Origin of the sequence: Actinotalea ferrariae, from assembly GCF_019733465.1 — a bacterium.
Classification (GTDB): Bacteria; Actinomycetota; Actinomycetes; order Actinomycetales; family Cellulomonadaceae; genus Actinotalea; species Actinotalea ferrariae_A.
In genome coordinates this window covers 19,504-38,146 of record NZ_JACVQL010000050.1, presented here as the reverse complement: position 1 = coordinate 38,146, position 18,643 = coordinate 19,504, and the positions used below count along the sequence as shown (strand labels likewise).

Here is an 18,643-nt window from a genome sequence, read left to right as displayed (position 1 = left end):
AACCGGGGCGTCGCCGGGGTCAGAGGGCGGGGACCGCGACCGGACGGCCGTCGAGGTGGTGCACCGCGAGCTCGAGGTCGTAGATCTCGGCGAGCACCTCGGTCCGCATGAGCGTCGACGGCGCCCCCTGGTGCACGACGACGCCGTCCCGCATCGCGACCACGTGGTCGCTGTAGGCGGCGGCGACGTTGACGTCGTGCAGCACGACGACGACCGTGCGGCCCAGCTCGTCCGCCGCGCGGCGCAGCAGCCGCATCATCGCGACCGCATGGCGCAGGTCGAGGTTGTTGAGCGGCTCGTCGAGCAGCACGTAGTCGGTCCCCTGGCACAGCACCATCGCGACGAACGCGCGCTGACGCTGGCCGCCCGAGAGCTCGTCGAGGTACCGGCCGGCGAACGGCTCGAGCTCGAGGAACGCCAGCGCCTCGGCGACCAGGCGGTCGTCGTCGGGCGTCGGGCGGCCCTTGCTCCACGGGTAGCGGCCGAACGCGACGAGGTCCCGGACCGTGAGGCGCGCCGTCAGGTGGTTGTCCTGGCGGAGCATCGACAGGCGCCGCGCGAGGACGTCGCTCGCGGTGCGGTGCACGTCGAGCCCGTCGACCGTCACGGTGCCGCCGTCGAGGTCGAGCAGGCGCGCGACGCAGCTCAGGAGCGTGGACTTGCCGGCCCCGTTGGGCCCGATGATCGACGTGATGCCGCCGGGCGCGAGCGCGAGGTCCACGCCGTCGACCACCCGGACGTCGCCGTACGCCTTGACGGCGCCGCTGACCTGGATCATCGCCGGCCCTCGCGGAGCAGCAGGGTGAGGAGCACGAGACCTCCGAGGAGCTCGACGACGACGCTCAGCGCGGTGTCCAGCCCGAGCACGTGCTCGAGCACCGCCTGACCGCCGATCAGGGTGATCGCCGCGAGGAGCGCGGCGGCGGGAAGGACGTGACGGTGCTGGTGGCTGCCCACCAGCTGGTAGGCGAGGTGCGCGACGAGCAGGCCGAAGAACGTCACCGGCCCGACCAGCGCGGTCGAGACGGAGACCAGCACGGCGACGACGACGAGCACCCGCGTGACGGTGCGCGCGTGGTCGACGCCCAGCACGGTCGCGGTCGGGTGGCCGAGGAGGAGCACATCGTACGCCCGGCGCTCGCGCCAGGCGACCACGGACGCGCCGGCCACGAGCAGCGCCGCGAGGCCGAGCAGCTCGGTGTCGACGGCGTTGAAGCTCGCGAACAGCGCGTCCTGGAGCACGGCGAACTCGTTGGGGTCGATGAGCCGCTGGAGGAACGACGAGACGCTCCGCAGCAGCACGCCGATGACGATCCCGGCGAGCAGCAGGAGGTGCAGGCTGCGCCGCGCGCCCGTGAAGAGCCAGCGGAACAGCAGCCCGGCGAGGCCCACCATGAGCAGCACCTCGACCGCGAACCGCAGGTGCGGGTCGACCGCCGCGAGCCGCGCGCTCCCGACGGCGAACACGAGGCCGGTCTGCAGGGCGACGTACAGCGCGTCGAACCCCATGATCGACGGCGTGAGGATCCGGTTCTCGGTGACCGTCTGGAACAGCACGGTGGAGACGGCGATCGCGTAGGCGACGAGCAGCAGCGCCACGACCTTGACTCCCCGGAAGGGCAGCACGAAGTCCCAGGCGCCGCGCGCGTCCACGGTGAGGAAGCCGACGACGCAGAGCGCGGCGACGAGGCCGAGCACGGCGAGGACGCGGGCGGGCCTGCGGTCGGCGGGCGCGGTGCTTGCCGACGCGCCGGCGGCCGGCGCGGGCACGACGTCGGCCGCTGTGCGCGACGTCGTCGTGGGCCGAGCGGCGGGTGCGTCAGGCGACACGCGCGTCCCTGCGCAGCAGCAGGTGCAGGAACAGCACGCTGCCCACGACGCCGACGACGACGCCGACCGGGATCTCGTACGGGTAGCGGACCACGCGCCCCACGAGGTCGCACACGAGCACGAGGCCCGCCCCGAGGAGCGCGACCCACGGCGCCGTGCGCCGCACGTCGTCGCCGAGCAGCCGCGAGACGACGTTCGGCACGACCAGCCCCAGGAACGGGACCATCCCCACGGTCACGACGACGACCGCGCTGACGAGCGAGACGATGACGAGGCCGAGGTTCATCACGGCGCGGTAGCTCAGGCCCAGCGTCGTCGCGACGTCCCGGCCCATGCCCGCGACGGTGAAGCGGTCGGCGGCGACGTAGGCGACGACGGTGAGCGCAAGGGTGAGCCAGAGCAGCTCGTACCGGCCGCGCAGCACGCCGGAGAAGTCGCCCGTCGTCCACGAGCCGAGGGACTGCAGCAGGTCCGTGCGGTAGGCGACGAACGTCGTGGCCGCGCTGATGACGCCGCCCAGCATGAGGCCGATGAGCGGCACGACGAGCACCGACCGCAGGGGGACGGCGCGCAGGATGCGGAGGAACAGGGCGGTGCCCGCGAGCGCGAACACCGCGGCGACCGCCATCTTCCCCATGAGCGGCACACCCGGCGCGACGATCGTCACCACGAGGATGCCGAGGACGGCCGACTCGACCGTGCCGGCCGTCGACGGCTCGACGAAGCGGTTGCGGACGAGCACCTGCATGAGCATCCCGGCGACGGCCATCCCGGCGCCCGCGAGCAGCACCGCGACCGTGCGCGGGACGCGCGAGACCAGCAGCAGCATCGCGCTGCGCTGCGTCTCGGCGTCGCCGGTCCCGGTCGCGGCCGCCGCGAGCGCGCGGACGAGGTGGGCGGGCGTGAGCTCCGAGACCCCCACGAACAGGCTGACGGCCGAGAGCACGACGACGCCCGCGGCGACCCCGGCGAACAGGCCCCGACGGCCACCCCGCGCGGCGTGTGCCGCGGGGGTGGCCGTCGCGACCGCGATCGCCGTCGGGCGAGGCGCTGCGAGCGTCACGTCAGCCCGCGAGCGCCGAGGTCACCTGGTCGACCATGCGCGACAGGGTGCCGAGGCCGCCGTTGACGATGTACCAGTCGATCGAGTCGACGTAGACGACCTGCTCCTGCGACCACGCCGTCGTCCCGGCGACGAGCTCGTTGTCGAGCACCTGCTCGGCGGCCGCGCCGCTCTCGCCGACGGCCGCGTCACGGTCGACGACGAACAACCAGTCGGGGTTCGTCTCGGCGAGGAACTCGAAGCTCACGGCCTCGCCGTGGGTCGCGGCCTCGACGTCCTCGACCGCGGGCGTCATGCCGAGCTCGTCGTGGAGGAAGCCGAAGCGCGAGCCGGGGCCGTAGGCCGTGACCTCGCCGCCCGACGTCATGACGATGAGACCGGTGCCCGCGTCGGCCGCGGCCTCCTTGGCCGCCTCGATGTCGGCGTCCAGGTCCGCGACGAGCTCGGCGACCTCGTCCTCCTTGTCGAAGATCTGGCCGAGGATCTCGGCGTTCGCCTCGACGCTCCCGCGGAAGTCCGCCCAGTCGTTGGAGAGGTCGATGGTCGGGGCGATCTTCGCGAGCTCGGGCAGCGCCTCCGCGGAACGGCCGGCGACGATGATGAGGTCCGGAGCCGCGGCGTTGACGGCCTCGTAGTCAGGCTCGAAGAGCGTGCCGATGTCGAGCACGTCGTCGGTGTCGAACTCCGCCAGGTGCCCCGGCAGGTTCGCCTTCGGCAGACCGTCCACGCCGACGCCGAGCTCGGAGAGCGTGTCGAGCGTCGCGAGGTCGAAGGTGAGCACCGTCTCCGGGTTCACGGGCACCGTCGTCTCGCCCTGGGCGTGCGTGACGGTCAGCTCCGTGGGCGCCTCCGGCTCGGCGGACACGGCCGCGTCGTCGGCAGGCTCGACGTCCTCGGCCTGGGTGGCGCACGCGCTCAGGACGAGGGCGGACAGTGCGACGACGGCGAGTCCGATGCGGCGCGAGGGCCGGGACGCGAGGCGGTGCGAGGTCATGAGGCTCCGTTCGAGCTGGGTAAGGGTGTCCTCACTCGGGACGAAGTGAGGCTAGCCTAACCTTCGTACGCCTTCGCAACCCGCTCGGACGGAGCACCCATGACCGCCGCACCGACTGCCCCTGGGACCACCGCGCCATCCGCGCTCGCCGAGCGGCCGGCCGACGTCGTCCGCCGCGTGCCGCTGCCGCTCGCAGCGCGACGCCTCACCGTCCAGCGGGTGGAGGAGCTGAGCCCGACCATGCGTCGGGTCGCGCTGGGCGGCCCCGACCTCGACGGCTTCGAGGCGCACGGGCCGGCCGACCACGTGAAGGTGTTCTTCCCCGAGGAGCCGGGCAGCGAGCTGACGATGCCCGTGCTGACCGAGGGCCGCTGGGTCAACCGGGACGACGCCACCCTCGTGTACCGCGACTACACCGTGCGGACCGTGGCAGCTGGCAGCGATGAGCTGCTGATCGACATGGTGGTGCACGAGCACGGACCGGCGGGTCGTTGGGCGGCGCAGGCGGAGCCTGGTCAGGTGCTCGGGACGCTCGGACCGCGCGGGTCGGCGATCATGCCGCTCGACCGCGACACCTACCTGCTGGCGGCCGACGAGACCGGCGTTCCGGCGCTGCTCAACTGGTTCGACCGCCTGCCCGAGGAGGCGTACGTCCGGGCGTTCGTCGAGGTGGGCGAGCCGGGGCACGAGGTGGACCTGCCCGGCGGTGTGCGGGCCGAGGTGACGTGGCTGTACCGCAACGGAACGCCGGCGGGCGGCACCACGCTGCTGCAGGACGCCGTCGGCGCCGCGCTCGTGCAGCCGCCGACGGGGTCGCTGTGGGCCTGGGCGGCCGGCGAGGCGTCGGCGGTCCGCGCGATCCGCGCACACCTCGCCGCGGCGGGGATGGGCCGGGACTCGTACGCGATGACCGGCTACTGGCGGCGCGGCGTCGCCAACTTCGACCACCACTCCCCCGACGCCTGAGGGTCGAGCTCCACCGTCCTGCCCCGACGGGCTTCGTCAGCCGAGCCGTTGCACGATCTCACGGAGATCGCCGTCGATGGTCAGCGTCGCCAGCGCTCCGTTGACCAACGGCAGGTGGGGTGGGACATGACCGATCTCCATGTCGAAGACGATCGGGATCTCCAGACGACCGAGGGCGTCGAGGACGGCCTCTCGCTGCGACAGGTCGGGATGGTCTGGCGCGGACGTCCTACCGACCAGGACCGCCCGTGCGTGGTCGAACCAGCCGGCGAGGCGAAGGCCGTGGAGGTTGCGGCAGATCGTCGCCGCGTCGTGACCGGCCACCTCGACGTAGACGATGAGCCCGTCCTCCGCGTGCGCACGACCGAACGCGGCGACGTCGCCGTACGGCGTGCCTGCGAGGTTGCACACCGTCTCCACGCAGCCGCCGATGAGCCGACCTGTGACGTGCAGCGAGTCGGACCCGTGCAGCGCCCACTGCCCCTCCCCGGCGGTCTTCCACCGCGTTGCGCGTGGATCTTCCTCGAACCGCCACCAGTCGGTGATCAAGCCGGAGTCCCGCTGTCGGTGCGGACCGGTGCCGGCGACCACCTCGAGCCAGCTCAGCAGCCCCTCCGGCTGCTCGTACGGGGTGTCGGCGAGGTTGTCCCCGTGCACCGTCGCCCAGCCCAGCCGGGTCGTGAGCGGGAGCAGCAGCGTCGAGAGGTCGGAGAACCCCACGAGCCAGGTCGGCTCAGCGACGGCGAGAGCGTCCCAGTCGAGCAGGTCGACCATGTCGATGGCCGTCTCCCCGCCCCACGGGGGGATGACGCACCGGATCGTCGGGTCGCACAGCATCGCCGTCAGCTCGGCGGCGCGGTCTGCTGCCGGCCCGGATGTGATGCCGGTGCCGTCCATGAGCTCTCCGACCACGACGTCGAACCCGGCCTCGCGCAGCCACCTGATGCAGAAGTCGATGCGCGCCGCCGCTGGGCCCGTGACCCCGGCCGATGGAGATGTGACGCCGATGCGATCGCCGCGCCTGACGGGAGCCGGGAACTGGAGCATGCGCAGCATCGTGCCAGCACGTCCCTCTCCGCTATGCCGGCAACGGCGCAGGCGTTCCTGTCGTACGGTCGGGCACATGCGACAGCCGACGCGGTGGGAAGCCAGGGTCGAGGCGGACCCGCAGCACTCGCACTGGTACGTGCAGCGGTTCCGGACGATGGCGGCCGAGGGCGCCGACCTCCACGGCGAGGCGCGGCTGGTCGACGCCATGGTGGGGCGCGGCTCGCGCGTTCTGGACGCGGGGTGCGGCCCCGGCCGCGTCGGCGGTGAGCTGGCGCGCCGCGGGCACACGGTGGTGGGCGTCGACGTCGACCCGGTCCTGATCGACGCCGCGCGCGAGGACCATCCCGACGCGACGTGGCTGGTCGGCGACCTGGCCGAGCTCGACGTCGGTACGCACGGCATCACCGAGCCGTTCGACGTCGCCGTGTGCGCGGGCAACGTCATGACCTTCGTCGCGCCGGGCACCGAGGTGGAGGTCCTGCGGCGACTGGGCGCCGCGGTCGCGCCGGCAGGCCGGGTCGTCGTCGGTTTCGGCGCCGGACGCGGCTACCCGTTCCCGCAGTTCTTCGACGACGCGCGCGCCGCGGGCCTGCGGGTCGACGTCGCGCTGTCGACCTGGGACCTGCGCCCGCTCGAGCCGGACTCCGACTTCCTGGTGGCGGTGCTCAGCCCGGGCGGCGACCGCGGACGGTGACGTCCACGGCCGTGGCCGCGAGCGCGCCGACGGCGTAGGCGGCGAGGTCCGTCGCCACGAAGGTGCTCCCGAGCACGTAGGCGAGCGGCGGCGCCTGCTCGACGAGGGTGCGCGGCACGTCGGTGAGCTGAAGTAGCTCGACGGCCGCGCTGAGCCCGAAGGCGGCGAGCCCGACGACCCGGGAGCGGGCGCGCGGGGCGAGGACGGCCACGAGGACGTACAGCAGCGCGGTGTACAGGGCACCACCCACGAGGTCTGCCGCGAGGCCGTCGGCGCGTGACACCGCAAGTCCCGCCGCGACGACGGTGACCGCCGCCGCGGCGAGCACGAGCCGACGGCGCGCTTGGGAGCCCCGCTGTCCGTCCGCTTCGGGGCCCGAGGGCTCTGTGGTCAGGGCTGCGCTCCGGCGACGAGGCGGGCTCGCGCCTCCTCGACCGTCGCCGGGAAGGGCGGCGAGGTGGTCTGGGCGGTGCCGTCGACGACGAGCCACGGGCCGGCGCCGTCGACCTGGTACTCCCCGGTCCACGTCGTCGTGAGCTGCACGGAGTACGAGCCCGGCCGCGCGTAGGGGTGCCCGACGGTGTGGTCCGGCCACGGCCGGCCAGGGTCCGACGTGACGAAGGGAGCCGACCCGTCGCCGAAGTCCCAGCTGAACTGCGCCGGCGTCGCCCGGACCGTCACCGGCACACCGAGCACCGACGTCGTGAGCACCTGCGGCGCGGGGTCGGTGAACGCGATCAGGTCCATGTTCACCAGCCCGCGACCGTCGCCCGGCTGGAACGACGGCACCGACGCCGTCAGAGGCAACCGCCGGAACTCCTCCGCGCTCAGCACGATCGTCGGCGCCACGTCCTCCGGGCAACCACCGTCGTCCACCTGCACCCACGGACCGACGCCCTCGCCGGTGACCGGGTCGACGTCCCGCCGGTACAGCGGGTCGAGGGACTCAGCGCCGTCCGCGCACACCACGTCGACCACACCGGATGCCGTGTCGTCGACGCAAGCTCTCCCCGGGGTGGCCGAAGCATCGCCGGTACCGCAGAAGGCGCGGGGAATGCGCTCATAGACATGAGGTTCAGGACTGGGCCTCGTGCTGATCGGTTGAACTACCGGATCGTCCGACCTCTTACCGCCGACGACGACGGATTCCTCGCCGGCGACGGCGTCGTACCACTGCCCTCCTCCGTCGGCCGCTGCGGCACTGCTGTTGACGGCGACGAGCAAGCCGACGAGACAACCGACCGTCGTGCGCCTCACGATCCGCCGCTTCCCTCGACGAGGATCCAGCCGCGCGACGAGGGGGTCACATCCAGAACCGCAGTCCCGGCTTCGGCATCGATCTCCTCAACGACGCCACCGTCCGCGTCCCGCCGCGCTCCGGCGGCGAACTGGTACTCCACCTCGACGGCGTAGGTGTTGATCGCAGCGTCATGCCCGAGAACGGCGGCATCGCCGGTGGTCAGCGCGCCGCCGTCGATGACGTGACCCGCGCCGTAGACCTCGGTCGCTCGCGCCTTGGCGTTGGCGCAGAAGTCACAGCTCTGTCCGCTCACCGTGTCCCACTCCACGGCGTCGCCGGAACGGAGGAGGTAGCCGAACAGCTCCATGAAATAGCGAGCGGCTGCAACCGCTCCGGCTTCGTCTACCAGATCCATCTCCGCCGGCCGCTCCGGCGGACTCAGCGCCTCGGCCGTCGGGCTGGGAGTCGGCGTCGGGCTCGCGGTCGTCACGTCCGGCGACGGCGTCGGGTCTGGGTCCGACGGCGTGCAGCCGCCGACGGCCACGACCCCCACCAGGACCAGACCCGCCAGACGCGCGCGGAAACGGCGCACATCACCGCGAATCGCCCGCCCGTCCATGGTCACGGGACCCTAGCAACGGGCACCAGGCGCGCGGTACGGCCGTACGAGCGCCTGTGGACGACCGCCGTCGTGCACGTCGCCCGGCCGGGGCACCGGCGGTAGCGTGACCGCGTCGACCGAGGAGGCACCGTGGCGCGCTACTTCGACGTCCATCCCCAGAACCCGCAACCTCGCAGCATCGCCCAGCTCACCGCGCTCCTGCGGGACCAGGACGCGCTCATCGCCTACCCGACGGACTCCTGCTACGCGCTCGGCGCGCGCCTCGACAGCCCGACCGGCGGCGACCGCATCAAGCGCATCCGCGGCCTGGGCGACCGCCACCACTTCACGCTCATGTGCGCCGACTTCGCGCAGCTCGGGCAGTTCGTCATCCTCGACAACTCGGCGTTCCGCGCCATCAAGGCGGCCACGCCGGGTCCGTACACATTCATCCTCCCGGCGACCAAGGAGGTGCCGCGGCGGCTCGCGCACCCCAAGAAGAAGACGGTGGGCGTGCGCATCCCGGACCATCCCGTGGCCATGGCGCTCGTGCGCGAGCTGGGCACGCCGATGCTGTCGAGCACCCTGCTGCTCCCGGACCACGAGGAGCCGCTCACCGAGGGCTGGCCCATCAAGGAGGAGCTCGACCACGTGGTCGACGCCGTCGTGGACGCGGGCGACTGCGGGACCGTGCCGACCACGGTCGTCGACTGGTCCGAGGGCTACCCGGAGGTCGTCCGCGAGGGAGCCGGCGACCCGGGGCGCTTCTGAACCGTCCACCCGTCGGGATGCGGGAATGCTGCCGATTCGTCCTGATGTTGCGCCGTCATGACCACTCTCGCCGACGCCGCCCCGGCACGACAGCGCGTGAGCGCGGGCTTCGTCCTCCTCGTCTCGTCGCTGACGGCGATCGGCCCTCTCACGATCGACCTGTACCTGGCCGCGTTCCCCGAGATCACGACCGAGCTCCGCACGACGGCGGCGAGCGTCCAGCTGACCATCACGGCGACGCTCGCGGGCCTGGCACTTGGGCAGCTGCTCATCGGCTCGGTGTCCGACGCGTTCGGGCGTCGCCCGCCGCTCATCGCCGCGCTGGCCGTCTACGTCGTCGCGTCGGCGGCGATCATGGCGACCCCGTCGGTTGAGGTCCTGGCAGCGCTCCGCTTCGTGCAGGGCTTCGCGGCGTCGGCCGGGATGGTCGTGTCGATGGCGATCGTGCGGGACCGCTACGAGGGCGTGGCCATGGGCAAGGTGATGGCGAGGCTCATGCTCGTCGTCGGCCTCGCCCCGATCCTCGCGCCGACCATCGGTGCGCAGCTGCTGCGGCTGGGCTCGTGGCGGTTGATGTTCGGCGTGCTCGCGGGCTTCGGCGTGCTGCTGCTGGCCCTCGTGCTGTTCGTGCTGAAGGAGTCGCTGCCCGCTGACCGCCGACGCACCGGCGGCACGCGCGCCGCGCTGCACTCGTACTGGGGCCTCGTCACGGACCGCCCGTTCATGGGCCTCGCGCTCCTGTCCGGCTTCTACATCGCCGCCCTGTTCACCTACGTCAGCTCCTCGACGTTCGTGTTCCAGGAGGGCTTCGACCTGAACCCCCAGGAGTTCGGGTTCATCTTCGGCGCCGGGTCGCTGGCGATCACCATCGGCAGCCAGGTCAACGGCTTCCTCGTCGGACGTGTCTCGGCGGAGCGGATCCTCACGGTCACCGTCGCCGTGGGCGTCGTGCTCTCCGCGGCGCTCGTCGCCGTCGCCCTGGCCGACGGCGGCCTCGTGCCGCTCGTCGCGCTGCTCGTGCCGATCCTCGGGACGGCCGGGTTCGTGTTCCCGTCGGTGCCGGCGATCGCCCTCGCGGCGAACGGGCACCGGGCCGGGAGCGCCGCGGCACTGCTCGGGTCGATGCAGTTCGGTATCGGTGCCCTGATCGCGCCGATCACCGGCCTCTTCGGCCAGACCGCGCTCGCGATGGCGGTCGTCATGTTCGGCGTCATCGTCACCGGCGCGCTCCTCCTCGTCGGGGTCTCGCGCACGTGGCGACGGGACACGGCGGTCCGGGCGGCCGCTCCGGCGGACCTCGAGGTGCCCGGCCCGGCGCTGGTCTCCGCCGACTGACGCGTCGCACGGCCCGAGATGTGCGGCGCTTGTGACGGATGAGGCGCACGTCGCCCCGACCGGCGGCTCATCAGTCGCGCCCGCCTCACCAGCACCATGCGCCGCACATCCTGGAGGGGGTTCCCCGCGGGCGGGCGGACGTCAGCCGCTGCTGGCCGCGCCTGCCGCAGTGGCAGCGGTGATCGCGGCCATCGACGCGGCCTGCACGGCCTCGATGGCCTTGCGCACTGCGACACCGGCGGTGTCGTCGGGCCGCACGGCCTTGGCGCGTCGACGCAGCTCGCGCTTGGGCAGGCCGACGTCGCCCACCACAGCCGGGACGCAGTCGAGCGCCTGCAGCAGGCAGATGAGCGACGCCTCGCGGTCCGTCGGGGTGCGCCCGTGCACGAGCACGGACCGGATGCCCTCGAGGAACGGGTTGGCGCCGTGCGCGTGGGTCGCCGGCCACGAGTGCGTCGGGAAGATGCCGAGCGTGCGCCCCTCGACGTGCTGCACGAGGCCCGCGGTTACGAGCCGGTCGAGCACCGCACCCTTCAGCCCCTTCGCGACCTTGGGCAGCACGTCCTGCGGCTTGCGCCCCTCCCGCTCGCCGAAGATCCGCATCGCCTCGTCGAGCAGCGGGTCGCCCGTGGGGGTCGCGTCGAACACGATGACCCGGCCGGCCTTGACGCGCTCCCCGGCGTCCGCGACCCCGACGCGTTCGAGCAGCGCGAGGTCGAGCATCACGGCACCCGCGAGACCCAGGCCGAGCTTGGTGCTGTCAGGCCGCGGGCGGCCTGCCGGGTCAAGCAGCAGAAGCATCAGGTCTTCGGCGATCAGCATGGGTCCACGCTAGGCAGCCCGGGCCGACCTGGCACCGGTCGAGCGACGGAATCTCTCGGCGCTCGGCATCCGCCGCGCGACGGAGCAGGTCAGGGCTGAGCCCCAGGCGGCCTCGCCCGCTCGGAATGCGCACGACGTCGGACGTGGTTGGCTGAAGCATGCCTCTGACCGGTGAGTACGCACCCTCCACGTCCGACTGGGCCCGCAAGCAGGCCGAGACCTTCGAGGCCTCGAACGGCGAGAAGGCCAACACGCTGCGCGGCGTTCCGATCATCGTCATGACGTCGGTCGGCGCGAAGTCCGGCAAGCTCCGCAAGACGCCGCTCATGCGCGTCGAGCACGACGGCGAGTACGCCGTCGTCGCGTCCAAGGGTGGCGCTCCCGAGCACCCGACCTGGTACCACAACCTCGTCGCGAACCCGCACGTCGAGCTGCAGGACGGGGCGGTCAAGAAGGACTACCAGGCGCACGAGGCGTCGGGCGAGGAGCGCGACGCCTGGTGGGCCCGTGCTGTCGAGGTGTGGCCCGACTACGCCGAGTACCAGACCAAGACCGACCGACTCATCCCGGTGTTCGTGCTGACGCCGATGGAGTCGCAGGCCTGAGCGAGTGCTCCAGCCGGTCGGCGGCGCTCACGTCTCGTCACTGCCGCGACCTGCCGTGAAGATCGCCTCCAGCACCGCCTTGCCGTCTGGTCGCTGGAAGCACTCCCGACCGAACGAGGTCGCATTTGCGAGGACCGTCCGCGCATGGTTGTCGACGGGCGTCCACATGTCGTCCTGCTCGACCACACGGTGAGGGTCGTCGACGGCGACCGGTGTGACTGCGCCGGCGAAGAGTGTTCCCCAGCCGAGTTCCACGAGGCCTGCCTCGGTCATCGCGATGACGGCCTCCCCCGCCGCCCGCCGCCGCTCCTCGGGCGCGACGTCGGGGAACGTGCAGTTCATGTCCCACAAGATCTGCCAGAGCGGGGCGTCCTCCTCGACGCTGTTGAGGAGAACGAGCTCCCACACGTCGTGAGGTGTCATGAGTCGCCCGCCGGATCCCCCGCGGGCGGCGTCGGGGGTACCGGCGCGAGACCGCGCGCGGGCATCGGGAAGCCGCCGTTGCGCTCCATGGCAGCACGCACGCGCGTCGCCGCATCGACGACGCCTTCCCACCGCGGGTCAGCGATGTACACGGCGCTCTCGACCATGCCGACGTCCTCGACCACAGGAATGAGATGTGCCGCGAGCGCGGTCATGGGCAAGACCTCGTCGGGGAAGACCACCTGAAGGCGCATCGCGGGGTACGCCACGTCCTTCATCGTGCGCTCCTGTGCATCGTGGTCGTCCCCGTGCATCGTGGTCGTCGCCGGGCGTCACGGCTGCGCCGGGGGCAGCGGCGCGAGCCCACGCGCCGGCATCGGGAAGCCGCCGTTCTTTTCGAGCAACTCGCGCATCCGGGCGGCAGCAGCGACGACACCGGGCCAGCGCGGATCGTTCAGGTAGGCCTCGTCGGGAGCCGCGCCCAGGTCCTCGATGATCGGTGCCAACTGCGCCGCGAGGGCGGACATGGGCAACACCTCCTCGGCGAACAGCATGGAGCCGACAAGTGTCTCCGGTTCACCGAGCGCCGGGGTTTCCTCGCAGAGCCACTGAATGGTTCGCTCGACGTTGTCGTAATACTCCTCGACCGGCCACTCCTTGCCAACCCATACCCGCTGCTGATACTCGAGGTCCGACAGTGACGCGACCGCGGTGGCGATCTCCAGGCGCATCATCGGGAAAGCAACGGCTCTCACGGCGTTCCCCAATCGGACCAGGTCATCCACTCGGATAGGGGGATGTGGCTTCGCTCGGCTTCCACGGCGACGCTCGAGGTCAAAGGTAGTCCGTCGCGCCCCAAGACGGCTCCGTCCTTCCGGACAACTACGTGGTGGATCTGCTGGGTCGGGAACGGACTCGATGGATGCCCCTCGTCGACGCGAACTCCGTGTGACTGGTAGTCCGGGGAGTACCACCGAAATCCGATGCCCTTCTTGTTCGGGGCACCAACACCCCATTCCTCGGGGATGCGTCGCGCCGCGTCAGCGAGCCATTCGGGTACGGGCCACCCCTCGGGCGTCATCCATCCTGGCGAACGCTGCCCTGCTGCGTCGTGGCCTGCCGCAGTCGCGCGCGCGAGTGTGCCGCGGGGGCCGGGCCTCGCGAGGTCCTTCGCTGACACGGCGGACGCCCGCCCTGCCGCCTCCGCGGACCGCGCGACCCGAGCACCAGCCGCCGCTGCCGTGCCGGTGCCGGCCGTCGCCGCGCTCACGATGATGTCCGGGACCTGACGGCCGAGCGCCCGCAGCGGGTCGGTGCGCCAGGTGTCCCAGTCCGCCATGTCCTTGGCGAGCCCGACGGGGTCCTCACGCAGGCCGGCCCACAGCGCCTGACTCATCGCCTGCTGCTCTGCCGCCTGGCCGGCCGGGTCCGTGATCTGGCGGAACAGCTGGACCTGCCAGGAGTTCTCGACCATGGCGCCGAGCGTGTCGCCGATCCCGCCCCAGTACCGCTCGCGGGCGAAGCGCATCAGGTCCCACACGTCCGGCATGCGCTCGATGCCGTCCGCGATCGCGTCGAGCGCGGCCGCCGCCGAGCGCGCTGACCGGTCGACCACGGTCCGCAGGTCGTCGAGCAGCTCGTCCGCATCGGCGGCGCTCGTGGGCACCGCCGCCGCCAGTCGCTCGTCTGCCCATTCGACCACCGCGGCGTGCCGGTCCATGGCCGAGGCGGCGCCGAGGGCGTCGTCGGCGGCACGGAGGAAGTTCCGCGCCGCGTCAGCCATGGCCTCGGCGCACGCGTCGGCGGCCTCACCGGTCCACGAGCCGACGTCGGTCCCGCGCACCGCCCGCGCCAGGCGCTCGGCCGCGTCCGCACGACGGCGCAGCCGGTCGACATCGGCACGCAGAGCGGTCGCGCTGCCGAAGGCGCGCACCTGCGTGGCCGTCACCTCAGGTACATCTCGACACGGTTCACCGCTGCTCCGGCGTCGGCGTCGCTGTAGTTCCGCGCCGAGTCGCGCAGGCCGTCGCCCAGCCCCTCCAGGGCGCGGCCGAGCCGGAGCTGCTGGTGCCCGAGCGCCTCGGTCAGCCCGCGCGCCGACGCCGCGAGCACGGCGTGCCCGTACGAGCCGGCACCGGAGAGGCCGGCGGTGAGCGTCGGCACGTCGTCGGCCACGCGCAGCAGGCGGCTGCCCGCCGCGCCCAGCACGTCCCAGTCGACCTCGAACCCGTGCCCCATGACTCCCCCTCGCGATGCGTCGGGACTGTCTACCGGCTACCGGCGACACCCCGCCGGGAGCGCTCGGCGATCTGTGGATAACCTCAGGACGAGAGGGAGGCAGACATGGCGTACGTCGCGATCAGCGGTCCTGGGTCGGCGACGGACGCGGAACGCGACGCCGCCCGTGCGGCCGGGCGATGGGCGGCCGACCACCGGCACGTCGTCGTCGGCGGCGGGCTCGGCGGCGTCATGGAGGCCGCCGCCCTGGGGGCGTCGGAGTCCGGCGGCGTCGTCGTCGGCCTGCTGCCCGGGGGCGACCGCGCCGCCGCCAACCCCTACGTCACCGTCGCGATCCCGACCGGCATGGGCGAGATGCGCAACGCCCTCCTCGTGCGGGCCGCCGACGTCGTGCTGTGCATCGGTGGCAGCTGGGGCACGCTCAGCGAGCTCGCGCTCGCGGTCCGCACGGGCGTCCCCGTCGTCACGCTGGGCACGTGGCCGCTCACCGATCCCCTGCCGCCGGGCATGCCGGAGGCGCCGAACCTCACGACGGCGAGCACCCTCGAGGACGCCCTCGACGCGGTGGCCGCGGCCCTGCGCTGAGCCGCGGCGCCCGGTCCCGGATCAGGTGCGTCGGCTCAGCCGCCGCTCCCACCACGGGAAGACGGCGGCCGACAGCGCGACGACAGCCACGATGACCAGCACGTTCGTCTCGCTGCCCGTCACCGCACCACCGCTCACACCGGCGGCATCGAGGAGCGCGATGACCGCCGCGGACCCGACGGCGGCCGTGCCGAGGGTCAGCAGGACGGCGGGGATCCGACTGCCCCGCGGGAAGTAGCGCCGCGCGCCGATCACCAGGCCGACCACCCAGCTGACGATCGCCGTGACCACGCCGGCCAGCACACCGACGACGACGGCCGCCAGGCCGGCCCAGCCGTTCGTCGCCTCGTCCGAGACGAGCGCGTTCATGGCAAGCGTCACCAGGACGCCCACCGCGATCCCGAGCAGGACGGCGACGAGCACGCACCCGAGCGCCCAGCCGAGCACGCGCCCGGTGCGGGGGCGGGTGGTGGCATCCGTCGGGTCCATGCGCGCCACCGTAGCGGCGGGCTCCGACGCGCCCGGCGAACCGTGCCCCGCGGTCGATCATGTCGGTGGGCCCTGGCAGGCTGGGCAGCATGGTGACAAATGAGGCCCGACGGCACGTCCCCGCGGACCGCTCGCGAGGGATGGCCGCCCGATGAGCTCGCTCCGCACGGTCCCCTGGGCCGACGGCCGGTGGACGACCGCGCCGGTCTCGGCCGTCGATGAGGGTGACGACCTGCTGGTGGAGGCCGCGGAGTCCAGCGACGCGTGGCGCCACACGGCCTACGGGTTCGTGCACGAGGACGAGCACGCGCTCCTCGCCCCGCTCGCGCCCGGCACGGCGGTCGAGGTCACCTTCGTCGCGGACTTCACGGAGCAGTTCGACCAGGCCGGGGTCTTCGTCCGGGCCGACGTCGAGACCTGGATCAAGGCCGGCGTCGAGCACGCCGACGGGACGCCCCAGCTGGGAGCGGTGGTGACGATCGGGCGGTCCGACTGGTCCGTCGGTCCTGTCCCCGACTGGGCGGGGCGCGAGGTCACCGTCCGCGCGAGCCGGAGCGGCGACGCCGTCACGATCCGCGCACGCGTCGCCGACGAGCCGTTCCGCCTCGTGCGCGTCGCGCCGTTCCCGCCCGACGCCGACGTGGCCGCGGGGCCCTTCTGCTGCGCGCCGACGCGGTCCGGCCTCGTCGTGCGCTTCCGGCGGTGGGCCGTCGGCGAGGCCGACGCCGCGCTGCACTGACCCTCGTGCGCACGGCCGGCGCACAGGCCACGCGCGGGCCGACGTAGCCTGGCCGACGTGCGTCGCGTCCCCACCGCCCTGATCGCCGCAGCGACCCTGGTCCTCGGCTTCGCCGTCGCCCAGCTCAGCGGGGTCCGCGTCGCCGGGGCGGCGGTCCTGCTGCTGGGGGTCGCGTGGTGCGTCGCGCGCGAGGCGCGCAGGGCGGCGCCCTGGCGCCTGGTCGTCGTCGTGCTGGCCGGCGGGCTGTGCTTCGCGGCATCGCACCTGCTCGCCGACGTGCTGGGGCCCTGGCCGTCCGTGCTCCTCGTGGCCGCCGCCCTCGCCGCCGTCACCGCGGGGCTGGTCGACCGGCCGCGCCGGCGCGTCGCCGCCTGAGCCTCCGGAGCGAGACCCAGCGGTTCCCCCTGGGGAGCGTCCTGGCCGGTCAGCCGATCCCGGCGACACCGATCTCTGCGGCGAGCATCGCCGCGTCGCTCGGACGCGCCGCGGCGGTGTTCGCACGCCGGACGGCGTCGGCCGCGATGTGCCCCTGCGCCACGGCTGCGGCGCGCGAACGCACCTGGGCCCCGGGCACACCGAGGTCGCCGAGCACGTTCTGGACCCGGTTCACCGCGTGCAGGAGGGCGACGACGCCCGCCTCGCGCGGGTCCGGCTCCTGACCGTCGGCCAGCACGGCGCGGAGGCGCTCGCGCAGATGCGTCTCGTGCGTCGCGTCCTCCGCGGGCCAGGACGTGCGCGGGAAGAGGCCGAGGACCGTGCCGTTCTCCTCCCGGAGCACGCCCCGGTCGACGAGGCGCGCACGCACCCCCTCGAGCAGGCCGGGACGCAGGTGGGCGAGGAGGGTGTGCGGCGCCTTGGGGGTCCCGTTCGCGACCCGTCGGAGCGCCTCGTCCAGCAGGGGGTCGCCCACCGGCTCCGCGCTCTGCACGACGACGCGGCCGGCACGCACGGATTCCCCCGGCCCGGTCACCCGCAGGCGACCGAGCGCGAGCAGCTCGGCGAGGACGCCGCCCGCCACCACGTTCTCGAGCCGGACGCCCTTCTCAGCCGGGCGCCCCGAGGTGTCGTCGGTGAGCAGCAGCAGGACGTCGTCGGCGAGGATCATGCGCCCACGGTAGACGCGTGCGGCGCCCGACCGCGCCGCGACCCGTGCCTCAGACGCGCGTGCGGTTGGGGTTGCTGACGCTCGTCCAGACCTCGCGCTCGACGGCGACGTCGTGGGTCGTCTCGTTCTCGTTCATGGGATGCCCCTTCCCTCGTGACAACGATCTCTCGATGTCAAGACATCTTGGGCCGCGCAGCCTCCGAGCGCACCCCCTCCCGGGTGAAATCTGCGTGACATCGGTGTGTCGTCGATCACGTCGGCCTCCGGCCTTGTAGCGGCGCCGCGGCGGCGGGCCCGTCGCACGGGGAGGTGTCGAGTGAAGACGTTCACCTCCAGGGGTTGTCGACGATGGGTTGCCGATATATCGTGAGCGTGTCGAACGAAAGGACACTCCCATGAGGAACCACTCCCATCACCCCCAGCGCTCGCGCCGCGACGGCGGCGAGCTCCGCTTCCGCTTCGAGCCCCCCGCTTTCGAGGAGGGCTTCGGCGGTCACCGCGGCGGCCCGCACGGCCACGGCCATCGCGGCCCCGGCCGCGGTCCCGGCCCGGGCTTCGGTCCCGGCTTCGGACCGGGCTTCGGTCCGCCCTTCGGCGGACGCCGCGGCCGCGGACCCCGCGCCCGCGGTGACGTCCGCGCCGCGATCCTGCTGCTGCTCGACGAGCAGCCGCGGCACGGCTACGAGCTCATCCAGGAGATCGCCGAGCGCAGCTCGGGCTCCTGGACCCCGAGCCCCGGCTCGGTCTACCCGACGCTCCAGGCCCTCGAGGACGAGGGCCTCGTGACCATCGAGCGGGTCGAGGGCCGCCGCACGGCATCCCTCACCGCGCAGGGCACGGCGTACGTCGACGAGAACCGGGCGAGCCTCGGCACCCCGTGGACGACGGCGGGCTTCGACCCGGCCTCGGCGCTCGCGCTGCGGCAGGAGATCATGGCGCTCAAGGACGCCGTCGCGCAGGTGGCGAAGGTCGGCACGCCGGCCCAGCACACCGCGGCGAGCGAGCTGCTCACCCGGACGCGCAAGGAGCTGTACCGGCTGCTCGCCGACGACTCCGCCACGGAGTCGTGACCGCCGGCGCCAGCACCGACGAC

General features: G+C 73.0%; 25 protein-coding genes. 9 read left to right on the top strand and 16 right to left on the bottom strand.

Features of this window, described 5'->3' with window-relative positions; all coding sequences use genetic code 11:
- Nucleotides 1–19: 19 nt before the first annotated feature.
- From ICW40_RS04335 to ICW40_RS04320, 4 genes are read right to left on the bottom strand one after another with little or no spacing between them, the layout of a single operon-like run.
- The gene (locus ICW40_RS04335) at nucleotides 20–778 is read right to left on the bottom strand and encodes an iron ABC transporter ATP-binding protein (RefSeq protein ID WP_221652603.1); all 759 of its coding nucleotides are present in this window, start codon (nucleotides 776–778) and stop codon (nucleotides 20–22) included.
- On the bottom strand, nucleotides 775–1,830 hold the full coding sequence (locus ICW40_RS04330; protein WP_308121623.1) for an iron chelate uptake ABC transporter family permease subunit: 1,056 nt from the start codon (nucleotides 1,828–1,830) through the stop codon (nucleotides 775–777). Before ICW40_RS04330 ends, ICW40_RS04335 begins: the two co-directional genes overlap by 4 nt.
- Nucleotides 1,820–2,893, bottom strand: coding sequence for an ABC transporter permease (locus tag ICW40_RS04325; RefSeq protein WP_308121622.1), 1,074 nt, complete (start codon nucleotides 2,891–2,893; stop codon nucleotides 1,820–1,822). Before ICW40_RS04325 ends, ICW40_RS04330 begins: the two co-directional genes overlap by 11 nt.
- Nucleotide 2,894: 1 nt before the next feature.
- Entirely contained in the window at nucleotides 2,895–3,887 is a 993-nt protein-coding gene (locus ICW40_RS04320; RefSeq protein ID WP_221652602.1) for a siderophore ABC transporter substrate-binding protein, read from the bottom strand.
- Nucleotides 3,888–3,986: 99 nt separating this feature from the next.
- On the opposite strand from ICW40_RS04320, the gene ICW40_RS04315 reads away from it, so the two are divergent.
- Nucleotides 3,987–4,853, top strand: a complete 867-nt coding sequence (locus ICW40_RS04315) for a siderophore-interacting protein (protein ID WP_221652601.1) — start codon at nucleotides 3,987–3,989, stop codon at nucleotides 4,851–4,853.
- A gap of 36 nt (nucleotides 4,854–4,889) precedes the next feature.
- Here ICW40_RS04315 and ICW40_RS04310 read toward each other — a convergent pair whose 3' ends face one another.
- A complete protein-coding gene (locus ICW40_RS04310; protein WP_221652600.1) occupies nucleotides 4,890–5,900 on the bottom strand; it encodes a S66 family peptidase in 1,011 nt (336 codons plus the stop codon).
- Nucleotides 5,901–5,976: 76 nt separating this feature from the next.
- Here ICW40_RS04310 and ICW40_RS04305 point away from each other — a divergent pair, with 76 nt between their 5' ends.
- The gene (locus ICW40_RS04305) at nucleotides 5,977–6,597 is read left to right on the top strand and encodes a class I SAM-dependent methyltransferase (RefSeq protein ID WP_221652599.1); all 621 of its coding nucleotides are present in this window, start codon (nucleotides 5,977–5,979) and stop codon (nucleotides 6,595–6,597) included.
- Here the strand turns inward: ICW40_RS04305 and ICW40_RS04300 are convergent.
- The 3 genes from ICW40_RS04300 to ICW40_RS04290 form a co-directional block, all read right to left on the bottom strand.
- Nucleotides 6,569–6,880 carry a ribosomal maturation YjgA family protein gene (locus tag ICW40_RS04300; RefSeq protein ID WP_221652598.1) on the bottom strand — a complete coding sequence of 104 codons (312 nt, stop codon included), beginning with the start codon at nucleotides 6,878–6,880 and terminating at the stop codon, nucleotides 6,569–6,571. The genes ICW40_RS04305 and ICW40_RS04300 overlap by 29 nt on opposite strands.
- Nucleotides 6,881–6,987: 107 nt before the next feature.
- The gene (locus ICW40_RS21415) at nucleotides 6,988–7,575 is read right to left on the bottom strand and encodes a PKD domain-containing protein (protein WP_221652597.1); all 588 of its coding nucleotides are present in this window, start codon (nucleotides 7,573–7,575) and stop codon (nucleotides 6,988–6,990) included.
- Nucleotides 7,576–7,850: 275 nt separating this feature from the next.
- Nucleotides 7,851–8,456 (bottom strand): DUF6318 family protein, encoded by a 606-nt coding sequence (locus ICW40_RS04290; RefSeq protein ID WP_260458768.1) that lies wholly within the window; start codon nucleotides 8,454–8,456, stop codon nucleotides 7,851–7,853.
- A gap of 132 nt (nucleotides 8,457–8,588) precedes the next feature.
- On the opposite strand from ICW40_RS04290, the gene ICW40_RS04285 reads away from it, so the two are divergent.
- On the top strand, nucleotides 8,589–9,209 hold the full coding sequence (locus ICW40_RS04285) for an L-threonylcarbamoyladenylate synthase (protein ID WP_221652595.1): 621 nt from the start codon (nucleotides 8,589–8,591) through the stop codon (nucleotides 9,207–9,209).
- Between the two features lie 57 nt (nucleotides 9,210–9,266).
- Nucleotides 9,267–10,544, top strand: a complete 1,278-nt coding sequence (locus tag ICW40_RS04280) for a multidrug effflux MFS transporter (protein ID WP_221652594.1) — start codon at nucleotides 9,267–9,269, stop codon at nucleotides 10,542–10,544.
- A gap of 141 nt (nucleotides 10,545–10,685) precedes the next feature.
- On the opposite strand, the gene ICW40_RS04275 is transcribed toward ICW40_RS04280, so the two are convergent.
- Nucleotides 10,686–11,366 carry a GOLPH3/VPS74 family protein gene (locus ICW40_RS04275; protein WP_221652593.1) on the bottom strand — a complete coding sequence of 227 codons (681 nt, stop codon included), beginning with the start codon at nucleotides 11,364–11,366 and terminating at the stop codon, nucleotides 10,686–10,688.
- A 158-nt stretch (nucleotides 11,367–11,524) separates the two neighbouring features.
- On the opposite strand from ICW40_RS04275, the gene ICW40_RS04270 reads away from it, so the two are divergent.
- Nucleotides 11,525–11,971 carry a nitroreductase family deazaflavin-dependent oxidoreductase gene (locus ICW40_RS04270; protein ID WP_221652592.1) on the top strand — a complete coding sequence of 149 codons (447 nt, stop codon included), beginning with the start codon at nucleotides 11,525–11,527 and terminating at the stop codon, nucleotides 11,969–11,971.
- Between the two features lie 27 nt (nucleotides 11,972–11,998).
- Here the strand turns inward: ICW40_RS04270 and ICW40_RS04265 are convergent, their stop codons facing one another.
- The 5 genes from ICW40_RS04265 to ICW40_RS04245 are packed head-to-tail and all read right to left on the bottom strand — an operon-like array spanning nucleotide 11,999 to nucleotide 14,632.
- Entirely contained in the window at nucleotides 11,999–12,394 is a 396-nt protein-coding gene (locus ICW40_RS04265; protein ID WP_221652591.1) for a hypothetical protein, read from the bottom strand.
- Entirely contained in the window at nucleotides 12,391–12,672 is a 282-nt protein-coding gene (locus tag ICW40_RS04260) for a hypothetical protein (protein WP_221652590.1), read from the bottom strand. Before ICW40_RS04260 ends, ICW40_RS04265 begins: the two co-directional genes overlap by 4 nt.
- A gap of 54 nt (nucleotides 12,673–12,726) precedes the next feature.
- Nucleotides 12,727–13,128 (bottom strand): SCO4402 family protein, encoded by a 402-nt coding sequence (locus ICW40_RS04255; RefSeq protein ID WP_221652589.1) that lies wholly within the window; start codon nucleotides 13,126–13,128, stop codon nucleotides 12,727–12,729.
- Nucleotides 13,129–13,145: 17 nt separating this feature from the next.
- Complete coding sequence (locus ICW40_RS04250; RefSeq protein ID WP_374199128.1) at nucleotides 13,146–14,327, bottom strand: putative T7SS-secreted protein; 1,182 nt, start codon at nucleotides 14,325–14,327, stop codon at nucleotides 13,146–13,148.
- 11 nt (nucleotides 14,328–14,338) lie between these two features.
- The gene (locus ICW40_RS04245) at nucleotides 14,339–14,632 is read right to left on the bottom strand and encodes a hypothetical protein (protein WP_221652587.1); all 294 of its coding nucleotides are present in this window, start codon (nucleotides 14,630–14,632) and stop codon (nucleotides 14,339–14,341) included.
- A gap of 105 nt (nucleotides 14,633–14,737) precedes the next feature.
- Between ICW40_RS04245 and ICW40_RS04240 the strand changes: the two genes are divergently transcribed.
- A complete protein-coding gene (locus ICW40_RS04240; RefSeq protein ID WP_221652586.1) occupies nucleotides 14,738–15,217 on the top strand; it encodes a TIGR00725 family protein in 480 nt (159 codons plus the stop codon).
- Nucleotides 15,218–15,238: 21 nt separating this feature from the next.
- Here ICW40_RS04240 and ICW40_RS04235 read toward each other — a convergent pair whose 3' ends face one another.
- Nucleotides 15,239–15,706 (bottom strand): hypothetical protein, encoded by a 468-nt coding sequence (locus ICW40_RS04235; protein WP_221652585.1) that lies wholly within the window; start codon nucleotides 15,704–15,706, stop codon nucleotides 15,239–15,241.
- A gap of 151 nt (nucleotides 15,707–15,857) precedes the next feature.
- On the opposite strand from ICW40_RS04235, the gene ICW40_RS04230 reads away from it, so the two are divergent.
- Both ICW40_RS04230 and ICW40_RS04225 read left to right on the top strand, forming a co-directional pair.
- Nucleotides 15,858–16,445, top strand: a complete 588-nt coding sequence (locus ICW40_RS04230; protein ID WP_221652584.1) for a DUF1349 domain-containing protein — start codon at nucleotides 15,858–15,860, stop codon at nucleotides 16,443–16,445.
- A 57-nt stretch (nucleotides 16,446–16,502) separates the two neighbouring features.
- A complete protein-coding gene (locus ICW40_RS04225; protein WP_221652583.1) occupies nucleotides 16,503–16,820 on the top strand; it encodes a hypothetical protein in 318 nt (105 codons plus the stop codon).
- Between the two features lie 49 nt (nucleotides 16,821–16,869).
- Here ICW40_RS04225 and ICW40_RS04220 read toward each other — a convergent pair whose 3' ends face one another.
- Nucleotides 16,870–17,550 (bottom strand): GOLPH3/VPS74 family protein, encoded by a 681-nt coding sequence (locus tag ICW40_RS04220; RefSeq protein WP_221652582.1) that lies wholly within the window; start codon nucleotides 17,548–17,550, stop codon nucleotides 16,870–16,872.
- 395 nt (nucleotides 17,551–17,945) lie between these two features.
- On the opposite strand from ICW40_RS04220, the gene ICW40_RS04215 reads away from it, so the two are divergent.
- Nucleotides 17,946–18,620 (top strand): PadR family transcriptional regulator, encoded by a 675-nt coding sequence (locus ICW40_RS04215; protein WP_221652581.1) that lies wholly within the window; start codon nucleotides 17,946–17,948, stop codon nucleotides 18,618–18,620.
- The last annotated feature ends 23 nt before the right edge of the window (nucleotides 18,621–18,643 follow it).